Origin of the sequence: Noviherbaspirillum sp. ST9 (assembly GCF_048799745.1) — a bacterium.
GTDB lineage: Bacteria > Pseudomonadota > Gammaproteobacteria > Burkholderiales > Burkholderiaceae_D > Noviherbaspirillum.
This window is the reverse complement of record NZ_JBLWFR010000001.1, coordinates 687,736-712,167: the sequence shown is the minus strand read 5'-3', so window position 1 is coordinate 712,167 and position 24,432 is coordinate 687,736. Positions and strand designations below refer to the sequence as shown.

Sequence of the window (24,432 nt, the reverse complement as noted above, 5' to 3'; positions counted from 1 at the left end):
CGCTTCAGACGAGGGGGAAAATCCCAAGGTGGTCGCGAACCTTTTAGAGCTCCGCTGCGACCGTGTTGAACTTGCCAATGCGAATTCCGATATACCCGGCATTCGTATTGGGCAATGTGACGCACTGCGTAACAAGATAGACTTTTTTCTACCCCGAAACATCGGGTGTCCAGTATATTTTACATACCTAGATCAATATAGAGGGGACAATGTCGGGCCTGCCGGATCACCTGGATATCCATCTTATACGGATCCTCTATCTGTTGCTGTCCGAGAAGAATGTCTCGCGGGTGGCGCTCAAGCTCAACCAGCCCCAGCCGTCGATCTCGGCCTCGCTGCGCAAGCTGCGCGAACTGACCGGCGACCCGCTGCTGGTGCGCGGCGCGCGCGGCATGGTCCCGACCCAGCACGGCGAGAGCCTGCTCAAGCCGGCCAAGCAGATCCTCGACGAGACCGAGAAGCTGTTCGCCCAGAAGACCGCCTTTGCCCCGCAGCAGGAGGCACGCACCTTCCACATCGCCGCCCCGGACTACCTCGACAGCCAGTTCCTGCCCAACATCGTCGCCAGCGTGCGCCGCGAGTCGCCGAAGAGCCGCGTGGTCATCCACAATATGGGCGCCGACAGCGACTACCTGAAGCTGCTGTCCGACGGCGAACTGGACGTGGTGATCGCCAACTGGGAAGAGCCGCCGGAACACCTGCACATGTCCAAGCTGTTCGAGGACGAGATCGCCTGCATCATGCGCGCCGACTGCGCGTATGCGCTGCGCACCGGGCCCGACGAGATGACGGTGGAAGACTACCTCGCGCTGCCCCACGTGGCGCCGTCGCAGATGATGCCGGGGTACTCGGGCGTCATCGAGTCCTTCCTCGCCAGGCAGAACCTGAACCGCAATGTGGTCGTTGAATCCGCCTATTTCGGACTCATTCCTTACATGCTCACGCGCAGCGACCTGGTGCTGACGACCGGGCGGCAGTTCATGCGCTTCTACGAGAAAAATTTGCCACTGAAGATCTTCACGGTGCCGGTGAAGTTTCCTGCGATGCGGTTCTACCAGCTGTGGCACGAGCGGGTGCACCATGCGCCGGAGCACAAGTGGCTGCGGGAGCTGATTGCGGGGACGGCGAAGGCACTGTTATCAAAATGATCTTAAGCAGTGCTCGAATGCGGGCGCCTGCTCCGTTTTCCACCCTTCCCCCACGCCGTCATTCCCCACGGCACATTTGATGCTTTCCCACTTCCACGCCCATAATCGGTGCAATCGTATATCACCGCGCTGAAGCCGCTTATCAGCCGCGCCATATACTGCCGCCGCACCGGCGATTTACTATCGAGCATCATCAACCCCGACCTCACACAGGGTGAAGCGTGACTGATACCTACAAAAACTACCCCCGCGACCTCGTCGGCTACGGCCGGAACCCGCCCCATGCAAAGTGGCCCGGCGGCGCCCGCATCGCCGTCCAGTTCGTCCTCAACTACGAGGAAGGCGGCGAAAACTGCGTCCTGCATGGCGACAAGGCATCCGAGACCTTCCTCTCCGAGATCATTGGCGCGCAAGCCTTTGAGATGCGCCACATGAGCATGGAATCGATCTACGAGTACGGCTCTCGCGCCGGACTCTGGCGCCTGCTGCGCCTGTTCGAGGAGCGCCGACTGCCGCTGACCATCTTCGGCGTTTCCATGGCACTGAAGCGCCATCCCGAAGCCGTCGCCGCCTTCCGCGAACTCGGCCACGAGATCGCCTGCCACGGGCTGCGCTGGATCAGCTACCAGCACATCGATGAGGCAACCGAGCGCGCGTATCTGCAGGAAGCGGTGCAGATCATCAAGGAGATGACCGGCGAGGTGCCCCTCGGCTGGTACACCGGACGCGATTCTCCCAACACCCGCAGGTTGGTGGTCGAACACGGCGGCTTCGCCTATGACGCGGACTACTACGGCGACGACCTGCCCTTCTGGGAACAGGTTCCCGTCGCCGGTGGCGGCAGCAAGCCGCACCTCGTCGTTCCTTACACGCTGGACGCCAACGACATGCGCTTCGCCGCGATGCAGGGCTTCAACTCCGGCACGCAGTTCTTCGACTACCTGAAGGATGCCTTCGACGTGCTGTACAAGGAAGGCGACCCGAACGGCCTCGACCGCCCGAAGATGATGTCGATCGGCCTGCACTGCCGCCTCGTCGGCCGCCCCGGCCGTGCTGCGGCGCTGGCTCGCTTCCTCGACTACATCCAGTCGCACGAGAAGGTGTGGATCACGCGTCGTATCGACATCGCGAACCACTGGCACGCGACGCACCCCTTTACCGAAACGAAAAGCACATGACTACGACCCTGCAGCAACTGAACGACTGCGCCCCTGCCGAATTCGTCCGCATCCTGTCCGGCATCTACGAGCATTCCCCGTGGATTCCCGAGCGCGCGGCGGCGCAACGGCCCTTCACCAACCTCACCGCGCTCAAGCAGGCCTTGCAGGCAGTCGTCGACAGTGCGCATGAGGAAGAACAGCTCGGCCTGATCCGCGCCCACCCCGAACTCGCGGGCAAGGCAGCCATCGCCGGCGAGCTCACGAAGGAATCGACCGGTGAGCAGGCCAAGGCAGGGCTCAACAATTGCAGCCCGGAAGAATTCGCGACGCTGCAAAAGCTGAATGCGGATTACAACGCGAAGTTCGGCTTTCCGTTCATCCTCGCGGTGAAAGGACCAGACGGCAAAGGCTTCAACCGGCAGCAGATCATCGCCACCTTCACCCGCCGGCTGAAAAACTGCCGGGCAGATGAAATGGCGGAGGACCTGCGCCAGATCCATCGCATCGCCGAACTGCGCCTGAACGACCTGTTCGGCCATGTGCCTGCAATCGGCAACACCGTCATGGAATGGGCCGAAGCCATCGGCGCCTGGAGCGACGACGACGAAGGCCTGACCTGCGCCTACATGACGGTCGCACACCGCAAGACGGCGGTGCAGCTCGCGGACTGGATGCGCGAGGCAGGCATGGAAGTCCATATCGACGCCGTCGGCAACGTGGTCGGCCGTTACCTGTCCGACAAGCCGGATGCACGGACATTGATGACCGGTTCCCACTACGACACCGTCCGCAACGGCGGCAAGTACGACGGGCGCGAAGGCATCCTGCTGCCGATCGCGGTGGTCAGGCACCTGCATGAGCGCGGCGAACGTTTGCCCTTCCATCTCGAGATCGTCGGTTTCTCGGAGGAGGAAGGCGTGCGCTACAAAAGCACTTTCCTCGGCAGCAATGCGATTGCCGGCCGCTTCGACATGACGCTGCTGGACAAGCTGGATGCGGACGGCATTTCCATGCGCTCCGCGCTGCTCGACGCCGGCCACAATCCCGACGAGATCCCGCACATCGCCCGCAAGCGCGAAGACCTGCTCGGCTTCGTCGAAGTGCACATCGAACAGGGTCCGGTACTGCTCGAGCGGGGCCTGCCCGCCGGCGTTGTCACCTCCATCGCCGGCAGCTGCCGCTACCTGGTGGAACTGACCGGCGTCGCGAGCCATGCCGGCACGACGCCCATGCATATGCGCAAGGATGCCGCCGCGGCAGCAGCGGAGATCATCCTGTATGTCGAGAAGCGGTGCGCCCAGGCGCCTTCGCTGGTCGGTACGGTCGGCCAGCTCAATGTGCCGCATGGTTCGGTCAACGTCGTTCCAGGCGCATGCAAGCTCTCGCTCGACATCCGTGCCGCCGACGACGCGACGCGCGACGCTGCCGTTGCCGATATCCTGCGCGAGCTGGAGAGCATCTGCGCACGTCGCAATATCGAGTCGAAAATCGATCTCCTGGTCAGCGCCCCCGCCGTTCCCTGTGCGCCGTGGCTGATGGACCAGCTCGTCGCATCGACTGCGCGCGCTGGCATCGCTCCCTTCAAACTGACCTCCGGAGCCGGCCACGACGCAATGGCGATTGCGGCAGTGACCGATGTCGCGATGCTGTTCACCCGCTGCGGCAACGGCGGCATCAGCCACAATCCGCTGGAAACCATGACAGCGGACGACGCCGAACTATCGGCGCAAATCTTCCTCGACTTCCTGCGGAACTTCACGCCAGCCGGAAAGTGATGCCATGACGAAGACCCTGCTCATCCGCAACGCGCACGTCCTCGTCACCATGGACCACGCGCGGCGCGAAATCGCCGACGGCGCGGTGTTCGTGCGCGGCAATGTCATCGAACAGGTTGGCCGCACCGCGGATTTGCCGCAGGATGCGGATGAAGTCATCGATGCCCGGCACCATGTCGTGCTGCCCGGGCTGGTCAACACGCACCACCACATGTTCCAGAGCCTGACGCGTGCCGTCCCTGCGGCACAGGACGGCGAGCTGTTCAACTGGTTGCAGAATCTTTACCCGATCTGGACGCGCCTGACGCCGGACATGCTGCGCGCGGCCACACTGACGGCGATGACGGAACTGGTGCTCTCCGGTTGCACGACCACGAGCGATCATCTCTACCTGTATCCGAACGGATGCCGTTTGGAAGACAGCATTGAAGCGGCGCAGCAGATCGGCATGCGCTTCCATGCCGCGCGCGGGTCGATGAGCGTGGGTGAATCGAAAGGTGGCCTGCCACCGGACATCCTGGTCGAAGACGAAGATGCAATCCTGAAGGATACGCAGCGACTGATCGAAACCTGGCATGACCCGGACCGCCATGCGATGCTGTGCGTCGTCGTTGCTCCCTGCTCGCCATTCTCTGTCTCTCGCGACCTGATGCGCGAGTCGGCGTCGATGGCGCGCCACTACGGCGTGTCGCTGCACACCCATCTGGCGGAAAGCAAGACCGACATCGACTACAGCCGCGAACAGTTCAACATGACGCCTGCGCAGTATGCGGAAGATTGCGACTGGATCGGGCACGACGTCTGGCATGCGCACTGCGTGCAGCTCGACGAGCACGGCATCCAGCTCTTCGCGCGCACACGGACCGGCGTCGCGCATTGCCCCTGTTCCAACATGCGGCTGGCGTCCGGCATCGCGCCGGTGCGGCGCATGCTCGATGCCGGCGTGCCGGTCGGCCTTGGCGTCGACGGTTCCGCGTCCAATGATTCGGGGCATATGCTGGGAGAAGCGCGGCAAGCGATGCTGCTGCAGCGCGTCGGCCACGGGCCTGCGGCAATGACCGCCAGACAGGCGTTGGAGCTGGCGACACTGGGCGGGGCGAAGGTGCTCAATCGCGACGACATTGGGGCACTTGCGCCGGGCATGTCGGCGGACATCGTCATGTTCGACATCCGGCAAATCGGATTCGCCGGCGCCCTGCACGATCCGGTTGCCGCGCTGGTGTTCTGCATGCCCTCCGGCGTGGCCTGCAGCATCATCAACGGCCGCGTCATCGTCCGCGACGGCCACTGCACGACCGTCGAGACGGCACGCGTCATCGAACAGCAACAACTGCATGCATCGCGAATCATGGGCGGCTGACGCCGCCGTCAGACGATCAGGATCGCCCGGAAATCATTGACGTTGGTCCGGGTCGGCCCCGTCACCACCAGGTCCCCCAGCGCGCTGAAAAATCCGTATCCGTCATTGTTATCGAGCATCGCACGCGCGCGGAGACCGAGCTTTTCCGCGCGCGTGATGGAATCAGGCTGATAGATGGCACCCGCATTGTCTTCCGACCCATCGATCCCGTCCGTGTCGCCGGCAATCGCATGCACGCCCGGCAGCCCTTTCAGGCTCGCAGCAAAGCTGAGCAGGAATTCCGCGTTGCGCCCGCCTCGCCCGTTACCGCGCACCGTGACGGTGGTTTCACCGCCGGAAATCAGCACGCAGGGACGCTGGAAAGGCTGGCCGCGCAATGCCACCTGGCGGGCCAGCGCCGCATGCACCATGCCGACGTCGCGTGCTTCGCCTTCCATGTCGTCGGACAGGATGTACGGGGTCACGCCCGCCTGCCGGGCCGCGTCGGCGGCTGCCTCCAGCGCCTGCTGGGCGGTCGCGATGATGTGATGTGAATTGCGTGCAAAGCGCGCATCGTCGGGCTTCGGCGTTTCTCCGGCGTTGGAAGACAAGTGCCTTTCCATGTTCGCCGGAATGTCGATGCCGTACTTGCGCAGGATTGCCAGTGCATCGCTGCAGGTGGTCGGATCGGGCAGCGTCGGGCCGCTGGCGATCACGCCGGGATCATCACCGGGCACATCGGAAATCAGCAGCGTCACGATGCGTGCCGGCGCGCAGGCGAGCGCAAGCCGCCCACCTTTGATGGCGGAGAAATGCTTGCGCACGCAATTCATCTCGGAAATCGTGGCGCCGCTCTTGAGCAAGGCTTTGTTGACGGCCTGTTTCTGTTCCAGCGTGATGCCATCCGCCGGCAAGGCGAGCAGCGCCGATCCGCCGCCGGAAATGAGGCAGAGCACGAGGTCGTCTTCCGTCAGTCCCTTCACCATGTCCATGATGCGCCCGGCGGCGCGCCGTCCGGCCTCGTCGGGCACCGGATGCGCCGCCTCGACCACTTCGATCCTGCGGCAGTCTGCGCCGTGCCCGTAGCGCGTAACCACGAGCCCGCCGAGATCGCCCTGCCAGTGGTCCTCCACCGCCTTGGCCATCGCCGCAGCGCCCTTCCCCGCACCGATCACCAGGGTACGCCCCATGGGAGGCGCAGGGAGGAAGGCGGGCAGGCATTTGTCGGCGCTTACTGCGGAGGTGGCGCGGGAAAACAGTTCGAGCAGCAACTCTCGGGCTTTGATCGGATGCATGGCGCGTGTCCTTGTGGTGTCCCGGCTATTCTACGCGCTGGCGATTTCATGGTTGGACAGCAGTTCGATCGCGCGGCACAGGGCCGAGTGGTCGAGGCCGCTCATGCCGTTGGCTGCACAGGCATTCATCAGTTCCTGCGCGGTGGCGGTATTCGGCAGGGACACTCCGAGCGCCTTCGCGCCCTGCAGCGCGAGGTTCAGGTCCTTCTGGTGCAGTTCGATGCGGAAGCCGGGATTGAAGGTGCGCTTGACCATGCGCTCGCCGTGGACCTCGAGGATGCGCGACGAAGCGAACCCGCCCATCAGCGCCTGGCGCACGCGTGCCGGATCCGCGCCGGCCTTGGATGCAAACAGCAGCGCTTCGGCCACCGCCTGGATGTTGAGCGCGACGATGATCTGGTTGGCGACCTTGGTCGTCTGGCCGTCGCCGTTGCCGCCCACCAGCGTGACGTTCTTGCCCATCAGCTCGAACAGCGGCCTGACGTCGTTGAACGCGCTCTCGGAGCCGCCGACCATGATCGTGAGCGACGCCGCCTTGGCGCCGACTTCGCCGCCGGACACCGGTGCGTCCAGGTACTCGCAACCGAGCGCATTGATACGCTTCGCAAAGTCCTTCGTCGCGATCGGCGAGATAGAACTCATGTCCACCACGACCTTGCCCTTGTCCAGGCCCTTGGCGACGCCGCGCTCGCCGAACAGCACCGACTCCACGTGCGGCGTGTCCGGCACCATGATGATGACGATGTCCGCGCGCCTGGCGACTTCCTCGCCCGAGGTGCAGACGGTCGCGCCACCTTCGATCAGTTCGAAGGGAGGGTTCTTGTGGTCGTGCAGGTAGAGCTTGTGTCCACCCTTCTGCAGGTGCCCCGCCATGGGTGCGCCCATGATGCCTAATCCGATGAAGCCGATTTTTGCCATTGTGTTCTCCATGTAAATGTTCGCCATTAAGCTGGCGGCTTTCTGCGTTTGATACCGCGTCTATCCTCTCCCCGTCATTCCCGCGAAGGCGGGAATCCATAGGCAGGTAGCTCGAGCAGATTCACTATGGGTTCCCGCCTTCGCGGGAACGACGGGGAAAGGTAAGCGGGCATTCAACTGTCGTCGCCCGCCAACTCAAACCCCGTGCTCTGCCCGCCACCCCAACCCTTCCACCGTCCCCGCGCGCGGCTTGTACTCGCACCCGATCCACCCGTCGTACCCCGCCTCATCCAGCATCCTGAAGAGGTACCGGTAATTGATCTCCCCCGTCCCCGGCTCGAAGCGCCCCGGATTGTCCGCGAGCTGGATGTGCTTAATGATGTCCAGGTTGGCCTTGATCGTATTGGCCAGTTCGCCTTCCATGCGCTGCATGTGATAGATGTCGTACTGCACGTAGATGTTGCCCGAACCGGTTGCCTTGATGAGGTCGATCGCCTGCTGCGTATGCGTCAGGTAAAACCCCGGAATGTCGAAGCCGTTGATCGGCTCGATCAGCAGCCGGATCTTGTGTTCCTGCAGCATATCCGCCGCGTATTTCAGGTTGTTCACCGTGGTCCTATAGACGGTATCGGCATCCCCCTCTTGCGGCGCCTTGCCGATCAGGCAGTTGAGCTGCTTCACCCCGAGCACCTTTGCATAGCGGATCGCCTCGTCCACGCCCTCGCGGAACTCGCTGACGCGATCCGGATGGCAGGCAATACCACGTTCGCCCGCTTCCCAGTTCCCGGCGGGCAGGTTGTGCAGCACCAGGTCGAGCTGGTAGGTGTTGAGCTTGTCGGCAATCTGGTCCGCGTGGAAGGCATACGGGAACAGGAATTCCACGCCGCGGAAGCCCGCGCGGGCCGCCGCTTCGAAGCGGTCCATGAAGGAATGTTCGTTGAAGAGCATCGTCAGGTTGGCTGCGAGTTTGGTCATTTCCCTCTCCTTAATCCAGCAGGGCAATCGCGGTCGGCGCATGGTCCGGCGAGGTTGCCAGTTCTTCGAATTCATTGATGGCGTTGATCTCGGTGCCCATCGCGATATTGGTCACGCGCTCGAGGATGATCTCGACTACGACCGGCACCTTGTATTGACGCATCCATGCGCGTGCCTGGCCGAAGGCGTCCTGGATGTCCTCGGGGCGCCGCACGCGGATCGCCTTGCAGCCCAGCCCTTCGGCGACCGCAACATGGTCTACGCCATAACCTTCGAGTTCCGGCGCATTGATGTTCTCGAACGCCAGCTGCACGCAATAGTCCATGTCGAAACCGCGCTGCGACTGGCGGATCAGCCCGAGGTAGGAGTTGTTCACCACCACGTGCAGGTAAGGCAGCTTGAACTGCGCGCCGACGGCGAGCTCCTCGATCATGAACTGGAAGTCGTAGTCGCCGGAGATGGCGACCACCTGGCGATCCGGATCGGCGGCGCACACGCCGAGCGCAGCCGGCACCGTCCAGCCGAGCGGGCCTGCCTGTCCGCAGTTGATCCAGTGGCGCGCCTTGTACACGTGGAGGAATTGCGCGGCGGCGATCTGCGACAGGCCGATCGTGGTGACGTAGCAGGTATCGCGGCCGAATACGCGGTTCATCTCCTCATACACGCGCTGCGGCTTGATCGGCGCCGCGTCGAAATGCGTCCGGCGCAGCATCGTCCGCTTGCGCTCCTGGCATTGCGAGACCCAGGCCTTGCGGCACTTGAGCTTGCCGGCATCCTTCCACTCCTTCGCCACTGCGACGAACAGCTTCAGCGCGGCACAGGCATCGGACACAATCCCCAGATCCGGCCCGAACACCCGGCCGATCTGCGTCGGCTCGATATCCACGTGCACGAACTTGCGGCCCTTGGTAAAGACATCCACCGAGCCGGTATGACGGTTTGCCCAGCGGTTGCCGATGCCGAGCACGAAATCGGATTCGAGCATGGTCGCATTGCCGTAGCGGTGGCTCGTCTGCAAGCCGACCATGCCCGCCATCAGCGAATGATCGTCCGGAATGGCGCCCCAACCCATCAGGGTCGGGATAACGGGTACGTTGACGATTTCCGCGAATTCCACGAGCAATGCCGACGCATCCGCATTGATGATGCCGCCACCTGCCGTGATCAGCGGCTGTTCCGCCTCGTTGAGCATGGCGAGCGCCTTCTCCACCTGTGCGCGCGTGGCCGCCGGCTTGTACACCGGCAAGGGTTCATACGTTTCCGGATCGAACTCGATCTCCGCCATCTGTACGTCGAACGGCAGATCGATCAGCACCGGCCCCGGGCGTCCGGAGCGCATGAGGTGAAAAGCCTGCTGGAACGCGCGCGGCACCAATGCAGGCTCGCGCACGGTGACCGCCCACTTGGTCACCGGCTTCGCAATCGATTCGATATCGACCGCCTGGAAGTCTTCCTTGTAGAGCCGGGCGCGCGGCGCCTGTCCGGTCACGCACAGGATGGGAATCGAATCAGCCTGCGCCGAATACAACCCCGTGATCATGTCGGTACCGGCGGGCCCGGAGGTCCCGATGCACAAGCCGATATTGCCCGCCTTCGCCCGGGTATAACCCTCCGCCATGTGCGAAGCGCCCTCGACATGGCGCGCGAGGATGTGTTTGACGCTTCCGCGCTTTTTCAATGCGGCATAGAACGGATTGATTGCCGCGCCCGGCACGCCGAACGCCTGGACGATGCCTTCCTTCTCCAACACATGCACTGCGGCTTCCGCCGCGGTCATCCTTGCCATAGGTCCTCCGTAGAGCAGTTGAATCCCGATGGAAGGATGCTAATGGCAGACGAATAGTTTGATAAGAAGACAAATGATCGCTTTATTCGATACTCTGGGTATGGAATAATCAGCCATGGACAAATTCAAGCAAATCGAAGCCTTCGTCGAAGTCGTGGAGAAAGGCAGCCTGGCCAAGGCCGCCCTTGAACAGAACATCACGCCCGTCATGCTCGGCCGCCGCATCGATGCGCTGGAGCGGCGCCTGGGCGTCAAGCTCATGCACCGCACCACCCGCCACCTGACGCTGACGGAAGAAGGCACGGTCTTCCTCGAGCACTGCCGCAAACTCCTCGACGAGCTCGACGCGGCCGAAAAGATCGTCTCGGAAGGACGGCACAAGGCCACCGGCCACCTCATCGTCTCCGCGCCCGCCGCTTACGGCCGAAAGCACGTCGCTCCCCTCGCCCCCGCCTTCCTCGCCGCCAATCCGGAAGTCCGCATTTCCTTCAACCTCACCGACCGCGTGGTCGACCTGGTGCGCGAAGGCTACGACGTCGGCATCCGCATTGGCGGCGCGATCGACCCCAACTTTGTCGCGGTCAAACTCGCCAGCAACCGGCGCGTCGTTTGCGGCTCGCCCGCCTACTTTGCAAAGCACGGCATGCCGACGACGCTGGCCGATCTCGAACGCCACAACTGCCTCGCCTTCAACCTGCAGGGCGGCCAGCAGCGCGGCTGGTACTTCCAGCAGCACGGCAAGCCCGTGACGGTCCGCGTGAATGGCAACCTCGACTGCAACGACGGCGAACTGTTGCATCGCTGGGCGTGCGAAGGACTGGGCCTGGCGTGGCGCTCGACGTGGGAAATCCAGCCCGAACTCGCCGCCGGCCAGCTGATCACGGTGCTCGATGACTACGCGCTCGACAACTACGACATCATGGCGGTCTATCCGCAGCAGCGTCACCTTCCCGCCAAGATCCGCTTCTTCATCGACATGCTCAAATCGGTTTATGCGCAGCCGGGGTACTGGAATCGCCCGCAGAACTGGTAAAAAAAAGCCCGCGGGATCCTCGCGGGCTTTCGTGATGCCTGGAACAGGATGGCGTATTTACGCGGCGGCCTTGTCCAGCGCTGGACGCCCCTTGGCGGTCACCACACCGCAATAGGCCGGTTTGGCTGCACCACAGTAGGCCGATGCCGCTTTGCCCGCTGCCACGCCGCAATATGCCGCCTTGCCGGCTGCGACACCGCAGTACGCCGCCGACGCCTTCTCGGACGCCACGCCGCAATAGGCTGCACTCGCCGTTTCAGCCGCCGCTCCGCAGTAGGCGGCAGCGGCCACCCCGCAGTAAGCCGCGCCCTGTTGAGCCGCCGGACCGAATTCCTGGCGATACAGCGACCGCGTCCTTTCGTTGGCGTTGGCGAGATTGACGGCATCTTCCTCGTCGCGCATGCCGAAGTACGGGAAGTGGTGGAGGAAGTAGCCGAACACATGCTGGCAATCCTCCGCATATTTCATCGTGTCCAGGATATGCGCGTGCCAGAACTTGTCGACCTCCTTGTCCGGCACGATCGCCTCGTCCGGATACTTCGCCACCAGGGCGAGGAAACGCTTGTATTCCAGTTCGCGACGGTCGGCCTCCTCCCGCGTCCAGCCATAGCCCTCGCTTGCGTCCATCAGCTTGAACTTGATCGGGCCAAGGTCAAGCGAAAAAACGGCTTCAACCATCTGTTCCGGTGTCTTTTGAGCCTGATGTTCCATTGTTCTCCCACCTTTCGATCTTGTTGAATTGGATTTACCCGTTCCGGAAAGGCGATATCCTGACGTTATTGCTGTCCGGAAGTTTTCCGGAAGGCCAATGTAGCATGTGACTCTGTTTGCATTTTTGTAACATAATTGACGAAGATCAAATTTGCAGCGAGGCCAGACGAAAAGCCGTCCTGCCGCTGAAACAATACGCGTACCGGAATAACGGGCCTTCCTCGACGACTACCGACCGCGAAATTTTCCATTTGGAAATCGATATACACTGCAACTTTCCAACCGCACCTGGAACAAGGTGCTGAAGAACCGCCAACCACTCGATCCGTTACAGCCACAATGCTCCTTTCCCGCCGATTTCTCCGGTCGCTTTTCGCCTCTACCGCCTGGTGGATGGGCGTTGCGGGATCGCTCGTGCTCTGCCTGCTCGTCGAGCAAACGATCACGAACCGGAGCAGGGCGGAATTCGACTACCACGTCGACAATGCGCAGATCTCCATTCAGAACCGCGTGCGTTCCTATGTCGACGTGCTGCGCAGCTCCGCAGCCCTGTTCTACACCGCCGATCGCATCAGCCGCGAGCAATTCCACAACTACGTCACCGAGCTCGACCTGCAGCAGACATTCCCCGGCATTACCAACCTCAATTTCGCCCAGCTTGTCACGCCGGAAGAAAAGGCCGCATTTGAAGCGTCGGTGCGCAGCGACCGCAGCCTCGACAGCCGCGGTTATCCGAATTTCACGGTCAGACCCGCCGGCGAACGTCGCGAATACCACGTCCTCACGTTCGTCGAACCGCTGGAGACCAACCGCGTGTCGTTCGGCTGGGACATTGCCTCCAATGCCGCCGTCAGCAATTCGCTGGAGGTGTCGCGGGACGGTGGGCACCTGTCTTCTTCGGGACGGCTGATCCACATTACCGGTCCGCACAAGCATGTCGGGCTGGCAATGCGGATGCCGCTGTACCGACGGGGCATGCCGACCGGTACGGTGGAAGAGCGCAGGAGGGCCTATTACGGATCGGTCGGCGCCGGTTTCGATATCAACAAGCTGATGGTCGGCGCCGTCAATCCGACCATTCTCAAGCAGATGCGGGTACGCCTGTATGACGTGGGCCGGGGCGACGGCTCGGCCACGCCGGACAGCCTCCTGTTCGACAGCAGCGCGCGGCCCGACGGCGCCACGACCGACGGGTCGTATGCCCCGCCCTCCGAATTGTTCGTAAAGCGCGTCTCGATGAGTGTCGGGCCGCGTGTCTGGTCAGCGGAATTCTCCGCGCACAAGTCGGCGCTGATGGACGGCTTCGAAGCCTACCTGCCGTGGGTGGTACTGGCGATCGGCCTGCTGGCGTCGCTGTTGCTGTACGGCGTGTATTACTCCCTCGCGACAGCGCGTCGCCGTGCGGTGGAGCTGGCCAGGGACATGACCAAGGACCTGCGTGCAAGCGAGGCCAGCCTGGCGGAGGCGCAGCACATGGCGCGGGTGGGAAGCTGGGTGCTCGATCCGCTCACCGGCAGCATGTCGTGGACGGCGGAGACCTATCGCATCTTCGGCATGGACCGGTTCAACGAAACGCCGCGGCAGCTCGATTTCTTCAACCGCATCCATGAAAGCGACCGCACCCGCATCGAGGATGGCCTGAACAAGTGCCTCGCCACCGGCCTTGAATTCGATACGGAACACCGCATCACCCAGTTTGACGGATCGGAGCGATGGGTGCATACGATCTGCCGCCTCGGCACCAGCAACAGCAAGCGCTTCCTGCGCGGCACCATCATGGATGTCACCGAACGCAAGCAGACCATGGAAGCCTTGAAGCGCTCGCAGGAATTGCTGCGCGAGCTGACGGCGCACCAGGATCGCGTGAAGGAAGACGAGCGCAAGCGCATTGCCCGGGAGATCCACGACGAACTCGGCCAGACCCTGCTGGCGCTGCGCATCGACGTGTCCATGCTCGACGCCCGCACGGGACGCTCGCATCCGCGCCTGAATGAAAAGGTGCGCGGCGCGCTGCATCACCTCGATGCGACGGTGAAGACCATTCGCACCATCATCAACAACCTGCGCCCCGCGGTGCTCGACCTCGGCCTGAACGCGGCGATCGAATGGCAGGTGGCGGAATTCCGCCGGCGCTCCGGCATCGCCTGCGACCTGCATATGTCCGAGCAGGAATTCGCGGTGGACGATGTGCGTGCAACCTCGCTGTTCCGCATCCTGCAGGAATCGCTGACCAATGTGATCCGCCATGCGCAGGCAACCCGTGTCGATATCGAGCTGTACCAGGAGGACAAGCGTCTCGTCATGAAGATCATGGACAACGGGATCGGCATTTATCCCGAGTCACGCAAGTCGTCGAATTCGTTCGGACTGGTGGGCGTGGAAGAGCGCATCCATGCGCTCAATGGTGAATTCCTCATTACCAGCGCCCCCGGCAAGGGCACGACACTGACAATCTATATCCCGCTCCAGAACGGCGGCCAGGACCTGTACGACTTCAAGCTGGTGGACAGCAGGTAAGTCGTCAGAGTTGCGCGCGCAGCAGGCCCGCGAGTTCGGCATCTTCAAGTACCAGCGGATTGGTGCGCATACTGCCGCCGCGGCTGCCCTGCACAATCCTGTCGATATCCGCGGCCGTCACGCCGAACGCCTGAAGACGCGGAAGACGCAAGCGCTCGGTCCATGCATGGAGGCGTTCAACCAGCGCATCGCATGCTGCATCGTCTGCAGCGTCGGACGCGCCAAGGAGGCGGCCGACGTCGGCATATTTTTTCAGCGCTACCGCTTGAGGAACGCGTTCCCGCAGCGCGTGGATATTGACTGCCGTCGCCTCGGCGACGAGCGTCCCACAGACGACGCCATGTGGAATCGGAAAGAAAGCACCCAGCGGCGACGCCAGCCCATGCACCGAACCGAGACCGGCCTGCGCAAGCGTGATGCCGGACATCAGCGACGCATAGGCTACGCCGGCGTAGCCGTGCTGCTGGCGCGGATGCCCCTCCTCCCAGGCCTCCCAGAAGCCGTCGCGAAATGCCTTCAGGCCTGCCAGCGCGAGCGCATCGGTGAAGGGATTTGCATTGGTCGACACATACGACTCCAGCAACTGGGTGAATGCATCCATGCCGTTGGCCGCGATGAGGTCCTTCGGGCAGCTCGCCAGCAGTTCCGGATCGACGATCGCCACGCGCGCCACCAGCGCGTCGTGCCGAAAGGATTTCTTGAAGCCGTCGCTGCCCTGGACACTGAGCACGGCATTTTTCGTTGCCTCGCTGCCGGTGCCGGCGGTGGTCGGCACGGAGATGAAGGGCAAGGCCGGTCCGGCATATGGAACGCCGCGTCCCACGCCTTCCAGATGGTCCATGACCGAATTGCCGGGCACGAGCAGACCGGCAATCGCCTTGGCCGCATCGAGCACGCTCCCGCCGCCGATTCCGGCAACGACCTCGATGCCCGCTGAACGAAATCGCGCCACCGCGGCATCGACCAGTTCCGGCGACGGTTCCTGCGTGACCTGCATCGTTTCCCATTCCATGCCGGCCGCCGACAGCGCCTCCTGCAATGCCGCCCATTGTGGCGTCGACACGAAGGAGCGCCCGCCCGTCACGATCAGCGCCTTGCGGCCGAACTGCGCGAGCACTTCCGCGGTTTCCCTGATCCTCCCGGCGCCGAACCGGATTTCGGGCAGGCGTGCAACGGAAAATGCGGCAATGCTCATCGTGGCGTCCCTTGTCATGGAAGTAGACCGCACTATAAAAGAAAACGCCCCGTGCCGCTTCGACACGGGGCGTCTTCAGGACAAGCAGGATTTAGCGCGCTTCGGCAATCTTGCCGAGCGCGACACTGAGGGCGACGCCACCCAGTGTCTTGCCTGCATGCGGATCGACCGCGAAGAACTCGCTCATGCGATCGATGACCGAAGGATCTTCGATCGCCGCCTCACGCGCGAGGCGGCGCACCACCCCCGCATCAAGTCCCTCCACCAGCGTGGCATCCACGGGCACGGCGGGATGCCCGCTGCCGTTGGCGAGGCGGGGCAGCAAGCCATCGTCGATCAGCGGCTTGACCGCGGCCGGACTCGCGCCGTCGATCAGCTGCTTCAGCATGGCCGCACGCAGTTCGCTGGAACCGCGCTCGAAGGAATCGCCCACCATGTCTTCAAAAGGAGGCGTCTGCTCCGAGTGCATCGCTTCGACCAGACCGGTGGTCACGTGCTCCGCCGGAACACGCTGTGCGACGGCCACAAAATCCTGCTCGACCTTCTGCACGGAATGCACGCCGGTTTCGGCTGCATACTGTTGCAGCACTGCACTCACATCGTTTTCTCGACTCATCGTTTCTCCTTGGTAAAAACACGACGCGGGCAAACGCCCGCGCCAACGTATAAGGTCAGGAAACGTGAAGTTAGTTCATGGCCAACAAAAATTTCATGGGGGTGACATATCGGACGCATTTTTCGATTCGCCCAGGCGCACCAGGTCGCTTACGTCCTGCCGTGGCACTTCCACCTGCTGCAGCTGTCCGGCATCGAGCTGATGCGAAAAATTCTCCACCGAATCGAGGCGCTCCTGGCGGTCCTCCGGCAGCGTCGGGCCGCTCTGGATGTACAGGGTCAGCAGCTCGGCAAGGTTCACCAGCACCGAGAGATGCGTACGCTCGTAACCATGCGACGCATCCGCGCCGAAGCACAGCAGTGCCGTGCGCACGTCATGCCCGGCACTGACGGCGGAACCGGCGTCCGAATGATAGAAACGGAACACATCGCGGTTGCAGGGAATGCCGTGGTCGCCACACAGCTTCAGCAGGCGGCGCGTAAGGTGGTAATCGTGCGGGCCGGCGGAGTCCATCAGCGGAATGGTGACGCCATGCTCGCGCGCGCCCTGTCCGGCCGCTACCGGCCCGATGTCGACGCCGATCACTTCGCTGACATCGCTCTGGATGACCGCACGTGCGCCGGAGCCCACTTCTTCGGTCAGGGTGAAGACCGCGTGGCAATCCATGGGCACGCGCGCACCGGAGTCGACTACGGCCTTCAATGCGGCGAGCACCGCGGCGACGCCGGCCTTGTCGTCGAGATGCCGCGACACGATGTAATCATTCGGCAGCCACTCGGGATTGGCATCGAAGGCGACGAAATCACCGATCTGGATGCCGAGCGCCTGTACGTCGGCCGCCGACGCAATCGGCGCATCGATGCGCAGCTCCAGCTGGTCCCAGTTGACCGGCTGGGTATCGATGGCCTCGTTGTACACGTGGCCGGACGCGAGCAGCGGCAGCACCGATCCGCGGAAACGCCCTGTCTCGGTGAACAGGGTGACGCGGCCGCCTTCCGCCCACCGGCTTGACCAGGTGCCGACAGGCATCAGCGACAGCCTGCCGTGCGGCTGGATCTCCCGCACCATCGCCCCCAGCGTGTCGAGGTGTGACACGATGGCGCACGCCGGATTCGTCTTGCGGCGCTCGGGCATGGTCCGTGGCAGCACGGCGCGGATGGTGCCGCGGCGCGTCAGCTCATAGGGCACGCCCATCGCATCCAGGCGGCTTCCGGTGTAGTGCACGATCTCGTCCGTCAGGCCGGTCGGGCTGGGAATGGCGAGCAGCTCGAGCAGCGTCGTCTTCAGGTAGTCGGCATCGATGCGCAGCTTTTCCATTACGTCTGCGTCGCGGTAAACGGGAACAGGAGGTCGATGAAGCGCTGCGCCGTCGGTTGCGGGTCATGATTGGCCAGCCCCGGCCGCTCGTTGGCCTCGATGATCACGTACTGGTCCGAATCGGGCGACGGCACCAGGAAATCAAGGCCGACGACAGGAATGCGCAGCGCCCGTGCTGCCGATTCCGCCACCTCGCGCAGCAGCGGATGCAACTCCGCGGTCACGTCGTGGATCGTGCCGCCCGTGTGCAGGTTGGCCGTCTTGCGCACCTTCACTGCGCGGCCGGATTCCAGCACCGTGTCGACATCCAGTCCCTGCCCGGCAAGGCAACGCTCCGTCTCGGCATCCACGGGAATCTTGCTTTCGCCGCCGGTCGCCGCTGCCCTTCGCGCACTCTGCCGTTCGATCAGTTGCGCCACGGTCGACGCGCCATCGCCGACGATCTCGGCCGGCTTGCGGATCGCCGCCGCCACCACCTTGTAGCCAATCACGACAATGCGCAGGTCCTGGCCCGCGCAGAATTCCTCGATCACGACATGCCCGCCTTCCTTCGCGGCACGTTCGACTGCCTCGGCAAGATGCTCCTCGGTCCGCACGTCGACGCTGATGCCCTTGCCCTGTTCGCCGAGCGCGGGCTTGACGACGACCGCTCCGCATTCCTGCAGGAAGTCCGCGTTCGCGGCACCGTCGCCGGCGACAATCTGCTTCGGCACGCGCAGTCCGATGGAGGCAAGACGGCGCGAGGTCAGCACCTTGTCCTGGCACCAGGTCATCGCCACGCCGCCGGTGAGTTCGGTCAGCGACTCGCGGCACAGCATTTCATGCCCGGCATTGCGCAGCTTGAAGATGCCCGCCGCCGCATCGATCACCTCTACGCTGATGCCGCGCCGCCGCGCCTCGTTGATGATGATCATCGCGTAGGGATTGAGCCCGGCGAAGTCGGTGCTCTGCACGAACAGCTTTTCATTGATCGCATTCTTGTTCTTGACCACGAATCCCGGCGCCTGCTCGAAGCCGAGCTTGCGGTAGAGGCTGATGGCCGGCTCGTTGTCATGCAGCACGGACAGGTCCAGGAAGGTCCTTCCGCGTGCGGTGAAGTGGGCAATCAGGTAATTCACCAATGCCCGGCCTGCGCCGCTCAGTCCCGTCTGCGGATCGACGGCCAGGCACCACAGGCTGCATCCGCCCTCGGCATCGCCAAAGGCTTCTGCGTGGTCGACCCCCAGGGCCGTGCCGACGATCTCGCCGGTACGGTCGTCTTCCGCGATTACATAGTGCACCGCGCTGGAATTCCGCTGCCGCCACACCGTCTGCTGGTCGACGGGCACCATGCCGCGCATGCTGTAAAGACGATTGATTGCCGCGATGTCGGCACGCGTCGTCAGAGGACGCACGACGATGCCGGACGGTTGTTCCTCCTCGACCGGTTCACCGAGCGGGCGGCGGAAGATCAGCGAGGGATCGAGGAACAGGTGAGAAGGCGCCTCGGCAAGGACGAGCTGCGGCGACTCGACATGCAGGGCGATGTCGCGCTTTCCCGGCTCCTCCTCCTGCAGTGCCCTGGCCAGCACCTGCGGCGATTCGTACGACGGTCCGTACAGCAGGCGGCCCCAGCCGCACTCGATGAAGGCGTTGGCCCTGCAGGACGCCGTCTCTTCTCCCGGCAAAGGGATGCCGTCGTCGGCATGCCGGAACAGCGCGTGATGCGTGTGGCTTCCATTGATGGAAGGGTCATGTGGTGAGACGCTCATGTCGCTAACCTCTGATAAATGAATGAATTCGTGCCGTGCGCCTCGGCGCCGCGCGGTCAGATGCCGTTGGTCTGCAGCCACGCTTCGAGCAATGCGATCTGCCAAACCTTCGAACCGCGCAGCGGCGTCAGGTGGCTGTCGGGCGATTCGAGCATGCGATCGACGACATCGCGCCGGAACAGTCCGCGTTCGCGGGCCGCGCGTGCATCCAGCGTATCGCGCACGAATTGCAGGAAATCGCCGCGCAGATATTTCAGAGCCGGCACCGGGAAGTAGCCCTTCGGCCGGTCGATGACCTCGGCAGGGATGACCGCGCGCGACGCTTCCTTGAGCACATGCTTGCCGCCTTCGGCGACCTTGTGCCGGGCGGGAATGCGTGCGGCGAGTTCGACCAGTTCGTGGTCGAGGAAAGGCACCCGCGCCTCCAGGCCGAATGCCATCGTCATGTTGTCCACCCGCTTGACCGGATCGTCGACCAGCATGACCGTCGTATCCAGGCGCAGCGCGCGATCAATTGCGCTGTCCGCGCCGGGACGTGCGAAGTGGGCAGCGACGAAGGCGCTGCTGGCGTCGCCGATACGTAGCGAAGGATCGAGCAGCGCGCACAATTCCTCGTGGCTGCGATCGAAAAAGACCCGCTTGTAGATGTCGATGCCGGTTTCCGCGTCCGCAGCATCGGTGAGCGGCGGATACCAGTGATAGCCGGCAAATACCTCATCCGCCCCCTGGCCGCTCTGCACCACCTTGGTATGCCGCGACACTGCCTGCGACAGGAGGTAGAACGCGACGCAGTCATGGCTTACCATCGGCTCGGCCATGGCCGCGATCGTTTCCGGCAGGCTCGCCAGCAGGTTGTCGGCGGGGATGTGCAGCTTTTCATGCACCGTGCCGTAATGGCTGGCGATAAGGTCGGAGTAGCGGTACTCGTTGCCCTCCTCGCTGCCGACGGATTCGAAACCGATCGAGTAGGTCCGCAACCCGACGGTGCCGGCTTCGGCCAGCAAGCCGGTAATCAGGCTCGAGTCCAGTCCGCCGGACAGCAGGACACCGACCGGCACGTCGGACACGAGACGGCGCTTCACCGAGGTGCGCAGGCTGGCAAGCACTTCGTGCTTCCAGTCCTCGAAGCTGCGCTTCTCGTCATCATCGCTGCGCTTGAAATCGAGGCGCCACCATTGCTTGACGCTGCAATCGCCGTCCGGCGTCACTTTCATCCAGCTTCCCGGCGGCAGCTTGCGCACGCCCTTGACGATGGTATGCGGCGCCGGCACGACGGCGTGGAATGTCATGTAGTAATGCAGCGCTTCCAGGTCGAGCGAGGTGTCGACACCGCCGCCTTTGAGCAGGGCAGGCAGCGCGGATGCAAAGCGCATCCTGTCCTTGTCCTGCGTGTAATAGAGGGGCTTGATGCCCAGGCGGTCACGCGCGAACCAGGTGACACCCGTGTCGCGCTCCCACAGCGCGAAGGCGAACATGCCGTAGAACCGCTCGAGCGCCTTCGGCCCCCAGGCATGCCACGCCTTGATGATGACCTCGGTGTCGCCAGTCGATGCGAACTCGTAGCCCTTTGCGCGCAGCTCGGCGCGAAGCTCGTGATGGTTGTAGATAGCGCCGTTGAAGACGATTCCCATGCCGAGCAGGTTGTCCACGAAGGGCTGGTGCGCGCGGCTGCTGAGGTCCATGATGGAAAGGCGGCGGTGCCCGAAGCAGCGGCTGCCCAGGCTGAATACCCCTTCCCCGTCGGGCCCGCGGCGCGACATGCTCTCCGTCATGTCGGCGACGGCCCGGATATCTGCGAATTGCTGGTCGAAACGCAATTCCCCGGCAATTCCACACATGAAAAATGCACTCCGGAAAAAAATAGACAAAAGAAGGCATGCGAACGATGCCGTTCCCTGTAGAGGCCATTGCAAAGGTTTTGTTCCTGACAACTTGCTTTCGGAGCAAGTTGTGTCAAGAGGCGGAACGTTTTGCAAGGGAGTCAATCAACACCGTTTTGGTCGTCATCAACGCTTGGCAACTTCCGGATGAGAACTTTTCACTGCGACAAATGCGGCCAGCTCGTCTTCTTTGAAAACGTGCGTTGCGAAAACTGCGGCAGCGTTCTTGGTTACGTGCCGGAGAAAATGGCGATCTATGCCTTCGAGGAGGATGGCGAAGGCTTGCTGCGCAGCCCGAATCCGCACCTCGCCGGACGCACGTACAAGAAGTGCGTGAACTATGCACGCGAAGACGTGTGCAACTGGATGCTTGAATCCGGCACGCCGAGCGAACTGTGCGCTTCCTGCCAGCTCACGCGCATCATCCCGACGCTTAACTCGGACAAGAACCGCCTGTACTGGAAGCGCCTGGAAGCCGCCAAGCGCCGCCTGTTGTATACCTTGTGGGCGCTGCAGCTTCAGCCCGAACACAAGCTGGACGATCCCGATGCCGGCCTCGCCTTCGAATTCAAGGAAGACACGCTCGAAGAGCACGTGACGACCGGCCATGCGAATGGCGTCATCACCATCAACATTGCCGAAGCCGATCCATCGTTCCGTGAAAAGACTCGCGAGGAAATGGGCGAGCCGTACCGCACCCTGCTCGGGCATTTCCGGCATGAGAGCGGTCATTTCTATTTCGACCGCCTGCTTGCCGAGGACGAGCGTCTCGGCCGGTTCCGCGCGCTGTTCGGCGATGAGCGCCAGGACTATGGCGCATGCCTCAAGACGCACTACGACAATGGCCCGCCGCCCGACTGGAACCACCGCTTCGTCAGCGCCTACGCCAGCATGCATCCGCTGGAGGACTGGGCGGAGACCTGGGCGCATTACCTGCACATGGTGGACACGCTGGACACGGCACACGCATGCGGCGTCACGCTCAAGCCGAAGCTCCCTGGCGAACCGGAACTGGAGCTCGATACGCAGCCGGCACGCAGCGACGATTTCGACGACATCCTCACTGCGTGGTTTTCACTGTCCTATGTGCTCAACAGCCTGAACCGCAGCGTCGGCATGCCCGATCCCTATCCCTTCACGCTGTCGACACCGGTCATCGACAAGCTGCGCTTCGTCCACGAGATGGTCCGTTTCCGGAAATAAGGAATTTATCGGACCGGCTGTTGTCACTTGTTACACCGATTGACCGAGATTGCCGAAACACGATGATGGAACATCACACAGCGGACCTGTTTGACCCGAACCGACTGTTCGATACGCTGCAACAGATGCTTGACCTGGAAAACGACGAGGCGCTGTCGCATGTGCTGCACGTTGAACCCTATTTGATCAAACGCGTGCGGGAGCGGCAGCATCCGCTCGATCCGTCGCTGTTGATTCGCATCAATGAAGCGACCGGGATAAACATGCGCGACCTGCGCAAGATGATGGGTGACCGGCGTACCGAGTACCGCCTGGATACCACACCGCCGCCCGTTCCCTCGCCTGTCAAGGAGGTTGTGGAAAAGCACGAAGAAGGAGATGAGAGGGGAAAGTTGCGGCGCTCTTTTGAACGGGACGACACCGGGCTGCCCAATTTTGTGCAGTGGTCGTAGTGTCACTTGCGCTTGAAGGCGGGCAACCACGCTCCGTTTATCGCCACATTTCCCCCCGGTCATTCCCGCGCAGGCGGGAATGACCGGGGGAAAGGAATGTAAAACATCATGCAAATGCGCCCGCCAGCGAGCGCATTGCACCTGGATAACCCTACACCGGCTCCGCCTTCTCAAACACCGGCGCCGCAGCAATCGCGTCCCGCACATCCGCATACCGCGTCTGGTACTGGCTCACCTGCGCATCGTATTCTTCCCGACCGATATGGTTACCCAGCTGATAGGCAATCGCTTCGGTCAATTCCTTGCTGAATGCCGGCGAAAGATTGAGATAACGCACCACACGCACTTCGCCTGAACCGCGATCGACCAGCGCCAGTTGCATCCGGTATCGCCCATCACGCGTCAGGATCTCAGCGGTCGGACGTGTTTCCGGCGGGTACAGGAAAACGTGGAATTGCGCGTCGCCGCTCATGCGGTCGCCGATCTGCCACGGAACGACGGCAATGTCGCCAGAGCGCAGCAGTCCAAGCCGGACTTCTGACTCCGAAACATGACGCGCCACGTCGTCACTAATTCCGGAAAAGAACAGCCGCAGCTCCGGCCCCTCCTTGGAAAACTCAAATACGGCCGCATCTTCAACGGGCAAGGTGCCCGGATATTGTTTTCCTGCTTCCAGCATGTCTGGTGTCATGAACGCTCCCGGAGATGTTGTCCGTTTGATGTCGCGACAGGATAAAAAATCCGGACGAAAGAATGCTGCAAGTCAATAGCAACGACGCGCGATGCTGGCATCCTTATTGCTCATATTCCTGTACTTGTACTGAATTTCGGATTTGCAAGCGGCGGCTTCAACCATGCTAGTCGAACCAGCCGGGCTTCCAACCAGGAAGGCGACCGGCGAGCGATCTGAAGCCTTGAATCACCCCATTTCAAGAAACGTAAAAAATGCAAACAATGACCTACTACATGGATAATCTGAAGGCCACAGCAGAGATCCAGGAAACCGATGTAGGCGGTGGCCGCATCCTCGCAGTCGTATCCATCCAGGAGGGCAAGGACGACCCTGCCCACCGTTCGCATCACACCATCGTGTTCGAGCCGGGCACCGGCAAGAGCATCATCGAAGCCACCAAGACCCTCGTGCACAACCTGATGCACAAGCATCACCTTCGAAAGCCGGCAGCTTGAATTGACCCAGAGGGTGTTATGAACCAGGGAAGGGGGCGCGCAGCCCCGAGAACCGGCCGAATGCTAGGCGCGGCGACGCGTCGTAGCGGTGCTACGGCAAGGAGCCGCAACAACGCAAGCGGCAGGTTCTCGGGGCTGCCCTCCGGGTTCGGTCGAGAAGGGACGCATTGCGG

General features: G+C 62.7%; 20 protein-coding genes. 9 read left to right on the top strand and 11 right to left on the bottom strand.

The features are described 5' to 3' along the window. The first annotated feature begins 209 nt into the window (after window positions 1–209). The 4 genes from ACNOHI_RS03365 to ACNOHI_RS03350 all read left to right on the top strand — a co-directional run bounded on the left by ACNOHI_RS03365 (window position 210) and on the right by ACNOHI_RS03350 (window position 5,443). Window positions 210–1,148 carry a LysR substrate-binding domain-containing protein gene (locus ACNOHI_RS03365; RefSeq protein ID WP_420473214.1) on the top strand — a complete coding sequence of 313 codons (939 nt, stop codon included), beginning with the start codon at window positions 210–212 and terminating at the stop codon, window positions 1,146–1,148. A 221-nt stretch (window positions 1,149–1,369) separates the two neighbouring features. Then, window positions 1,370–2,326, top strand: a complete 957-nt coding sequence (gene puuE / locus ACNOHI_RS03360; protein ID WP_420473213.1) for an allantoinase PuuE — start codon at window positions 1,370–1,372, stop codon at window positions 2,324–2,326. Beyond that, window positions 2,323–4,083 carry an allantoate amidohydrolase gene (locus ACNOHI_RS03355; protein WP_420473212.1) on the top strand — a complete coding sequence of 587 codons (1,761 nt, stop codon included), beginning with the start codon at window positions 2,323–2,325 and terminating at the stop codon, window positions 4,081–4,083. The genes puuE and ACNOHI_RS03355 overlap by 4 nt, the downstream gene beginning before the upstream one ends. Window positions 4,084–4,087: 4 nt before the next feature. Continuing rightward, a complete protein-coding gene (locus ACNOHI_RS03350; protein ID WP_420473211.1) occupies window positions 4,088–5,443 on the top strand; it encodes an 8-oxoguanine deaminase in 1,356 nt (451 codons plus the stop codon). An 8-nt stretch (window positions 5,444–5,451) separates the two neighbouring features. On the opposite strand, the gene ACNOHI_RS03345 is transcribed toward ACNOHI_RS03350, so the two are convergent. The 4 genes from ACNOHI_RS03345 to gcl form a co-directional block, all read right to left on the bottom strand. Continuing rightward, a complete protein-coding gene (locus ACNOHI_RS03345) occupies window positions 5,452–6,717 on the bottom strand; it encodes a glycerate kinase type-2 family protein (protein WP_420473210.1) in 1,266 nt (421 codons plus the stop codon). 30 nt (window positions 6,718–6,747) lie between these two features. Further along, complete coding sequence (glxR, locus tag ACNOHI_RS03340) at window positions 6,748–7,647, bottom strand: 2-hydroxy-3-oxopropionate reductase (RefSeq protein WP_420473209.1); 900 nt, start codon at window positions 7,645–7,647, stop codon at window positions 6,748–6,750. A 183-nt stretch (window positions 7,648–7,830) separates the two neighbouring features. Beyond that, window positions 7,831–8,610: a hydroxypyruvate isomerase gene (gene hyi / locus ACNOHI_RS03335; RefSeq protein ID WP_420473208.1), complete on the bottom strand. Its 780-nt coding sequence runs from the start codon at window positions 8,608–8,610 to the stop codon at window positions 7,831–7,833. A 10-nt stretch (window positions 8,611–8,620) separates the two neighbouring features. Next, window positions 8,621–10,396 (bottom strand): glyoxylate carboligase, encoded by a 1,776-nt coding sequence (gcl, locus tag ACNOHI_RS03330; RefSeq protein ID WP_420473207.1) that lies wholly within the window; start codon window positions 10,394–10,396, stop codon window positions 8,621–8,623. A 115-nt stretch (window positions 10,397–10,511) separates the two neighbouring features. Between gcl and ACNOHI_RS03325 the strand changes: the two genes are divergently transcribed. Then, window positions 10,512–11,429: a LysR family transcriptional regulator gene (locus ACNOHI_RS03325; RefSeq protein WP_420473206.1), complete on the top strand. Its 918-nt coding sequence runs from the start codon at window positions 10,512–10,514 to the stop codon at window positions 11,427–11,429. A 57-nt stretch (window positions 11,430–11,486) separates the two neighbouring features. Here the strand turns inward: ACNOHI_RS03325 and ACNOHI_RS03320 are convergent, their stop codons facing one another. Further along, window positions 11,487–12,140, bottom strand: a complete 654-nt coding sequence (locus ACNOHI_RS03320) for a glycine-rich domain-containing protein (RefSeq protein ID WP_420473205.1) — start codon at window positions 12,138–12,140, stop codon at window positions 11,487–11,489. Window positions 12,141–12,479: 339 nt separating this feature from the next. On the opposite strand from ACNOHI_RS03320, the gene ACNOHI_RS03315 reads away from it, so the two are divergent. Continuing rightward, on the top strand, window positions 12,480–14,657 hold the full coding sequence (locus tag ACNOHI_RS03315; RefSeq protein ID WP_420473204.1) for a CHASE domain-containing protein: 2,178 nt from the start codon (window positions 12,480–12,482) through the stop codon (window positions 14,655–14,657). 4 nt (window positions 14,658–14,661) lie between these two features. On the opposite strand, the gene ACNOHI_RS03310 is transcribed toward ACNOHI_RS03315, so the two are convergent. The 5 genes from ACNOHI_RS03310 to ACNOHI_RS03290 all read right to left on the bottom strand — a co-directional run bounded on the left by ACNOHI_RS03310 (window position 14,662) and on the right by ACNOHI_RS03290 (window position 21,374). Then, on the bottom strand, window positions 14,662–15,852 hold the full coding sequence (locus ACNOHI_RS03310) for an iron-containing alcohol dehydrogenase (RefSeq protein ID WP_420473203.1): 1,191 nt from the start codon (window positions 15,850–15,852) through the stop codon (window positions 14,662–14,664). Window positions 15,853–15,943: 91 nt separating this feature from the next. Continuing rightward, window positions 15,944–16,468: a hypothetical protein gene (locus ACNOHI_RS03305; protein WP_420473202.1), complete on the bottom strand. Its 525-nt coding sequence runs from the start codon at window positions 16,466–16,468 to the stop codon at window positions 15,944–15,946. Window positions 16,469–16,561: 93 nt separating this feature from the next. Beyond that, window positions 16,562–17,785, bottom strand: a complete 1,224-nt coding sequence (locus ACNOHI_RS03300) for an osmoprotectant NAGGN system M42 family peptidase (protein ID WP_420473201.1) — start codon at window positions 17,783–17,785, stop codon at window positions 16,562–16,564. Next, a complete protein-coding gene (gene ngg, locus ACNOHI_RS03295) occupies window positions 17,785–19,536 on the bottom strand; it encodes an N-acetylglutaminylglutamine synthetase (protein ID WP_420473200.1) in 1,752 nt (583 codons plus the stop codon). Before ngg ends, ACNOHI_RS03300 begins: the two co-directional genes overlap by 1 nt. A 56-nt stretch (window positions 19,537–19,592) precedes the next feature. Then, window positions 19,593–21,374 (bottom strand): N-acetylglutaminylglutamine amidotransferase, encoded by a 1,782-nt coding sequence (locus ACNOHI_RS03290; RefSeq protein WP_420473199.1) that lies wholly within the window; start codon window positions 21,372–21,374, stop codon window positions 19,593–19,595. 189 nt (window positions 21,375–21,563) lie between these two features. On the opposite strand from ACNOHI_RS03290, the gene ACNOHI_RS03285 reads away from it, so the two are divergent. Beyond that, entirely contained in the window at window positions 21,564–22,619 is a 1,056-nt protein-coding gene (locus tag ACNOHI_RS03285) for a zinc-binding metallopeptidase family protein (protein WP_420473198.1), read from the top strand. Window positions 22,620–22,681: 62 nt separating this feature from the next. Next, the gene (locus ACNOHI_RS03280) at window positions 22,682–23,071 is read left to right on the top strand and encodes a hypothetical protein (protein WP_420473197.1); all 390 of its coding nucleotides are present in this window, start codon (window positions 22,682–22,684) and stop codon (window positions 23,069–23,071) included. A gap of 151 nt (window positions 23,072–23,222) precedes the next feature. On the opposite strand, the gene ACNOHI_RS03275 is transcribed toward ACNOHI_RS03280, so the two are convergent. Beyond that, a complete protein-coding gene (locus ACNOHI_RS03275) occupies window positions 23,223–23,750 on the bottom strand; it encodes a hypothetical protein (protein ID WP_420473196.1) in 528 nt (175 codons plus the stop codon). Window positions 23,751–24,016: 266 nt separating this feature from the next. On the opposite strand from ACNOHI_RS03275, the gene ACNOHI_RS03270 reads away from it, so the two are divergent. Next, window positions 24,017–24,259 carry a hypothetical protein gene (locus ACNOHI_RS03270; RefSeq protein WP_420473195.1) on the top strand — a complete coding sequence of 81 codons (243 nt, stop codon included), beginning with the start codon at window positions 24,017–24,019 and terminating at the stop codon, window positions 24,257–24,259. The last annotated feature ends 173 nt before the right edge of the window (window positions 24,260–24,432 follow it).

What these genes read in the sequence shown, in the direction of transcription:
- ACNOHI_RS03365 (WP_420473214.1), top strand. Translation starts at nt 210, where the DNA reads ATGTCGGGCCTGCCGGATCACCTGGATATCCATCTTATACGGATCCTC.
- ACNOHI_RS03355 (WP_420473212.1), top strand. Translation starts at nt 2,323, where the DNA reads ATGACTACGACCCTGCAGCAACTGAACGACTGCGCCCCTGCCGAATTC.
- ACNOHI_RS03350 (WP_420473211.1), top strand. Translation starts at nt 4,088, where the DNA reads ATGACGAAGACCCTGCTCATCCGCAACGCGCACGTCCTCGTCACCATG.
- ACNOHI_RS03345 (WP_420473210.1), bottom strand. Translation starts at nt 6,717, where the DNA reads ATGCATCCGATCAAAGCCCGAGAGTTGCTGCTCGAACTGTTTTCCCGC.
- glxR (WP_420473209.1), bottom strand. Translation starts at nt 7,647, where the DNA reads ATGGAGAACACAATGGCAAAAATCGGCTTCATCGGATTAGGCATCATG.
- hyi (WP_420473208.1), bottom strand. Translation starts at nt 8,610, where the DNA reads ATGACCAAACTCGCAGCCAACCTGACGATGCTCTTCAACGAACATTCC.
- gcl (WP_420473207.1), bottom strand. Translation starts at nt 10,396, where the DNA reads ATGGCAAGGATGACCGCGGCGGAAGCCGCAGTGCATGTGTTGGAGAAG.
- ACNOHI_RS03325 (WP_420473206.1), top strand. Translation starts at nt 10,512, where the DNA reads ATGGACAAATTCAAGCAAATCGAAGCCTTCGTCGAAGTCGTGGAGAAA.
- ACNOHI_RS03320 (WP_420473205.1), bottom strand. Translation starts at nt 12,140, where the DNA reads ATGGAACATCAGGCTCAAAAGACACCGGAACAGATGGTTGAAGCCGTT.
- ACNOHI_RS03315 (WP_420473204.1), top strand. Translation starts at nt 12,480, where the DNA reads ATGCTCCTTTCCCGCCGATTTCTCCGGTCGCTTTTCGCCTCTACCGCC.
- ACNOHI_RS03310 (WP_420473203.1), bottom strand. Translation starts at nt 15,852, where the DNA reads ATGAGCATTGCCGCATTTTCCGTTGCACGCCTGCCCGAAATCCGGTTC.
- ACNOHI_RS03305 (WP_420473202.1), bottom strand. Translation starts at nt 16,468, where the DNA reads ATGAGTCGAGAAAACGATGTGAGTGCAGTGCTGCAACAGTATGCAGCC.
- ACNOHI_RS03300 (WP_420473201.1), bottom strand. Translation starts at nt 17,785, where the DNA reads ATGGAAAAGCTGCGCATCGATGCCGACTACCTGAAGACGACGCTGCTC.
- ngg (WP_420473200.1), bottom strand. Translation starts at nt 19,536, where the DNA reads ATGAGCGTCTCACCACATGACCCTTCCATCAATGGAAGCCACACGCAT.
- ACNOHI_RS03290 (WP_420473199.1), bottom strand. Translation starts at nt 21,374, where the DNA reads ATGTGTGGAATTGCCGGGGAATTGCGTTTCGACCAGCAATTCGCAGAT.
- ACNOHI_RS03285 (WP_420473198.1), top strand. Translation starts at nt 21,564, where the DNA reads ATGAGAACTTTTCACTGCGACAAATGCGGCCAGCTCGTCTTCTTTGAA.
- ACNOHI_RS03280 (WP_420473197.1), top strand. Translation starts at nt 22,682, where the DNA reads ATGATGGAACATCACACAGCGGACCTGTTTGACCCGAACCGACTGTTC.
- ACNOHI_RS03275 (WP_420473196.1), bottom strand. Translation starts at nt 23,750, where the DNA reads ATGCTGGAAGCAGGAAAACAATATCCGGGCACCTTGCCCGTTGAAGAT.
- ACNOHI_RS03270 (WP_420473195.1), top strand. Translation starts at nt 24,017, where the DNA reads ATGCAAACAATGACCTACTACATGGATAATCTGAAGGCCACAGCAGAG.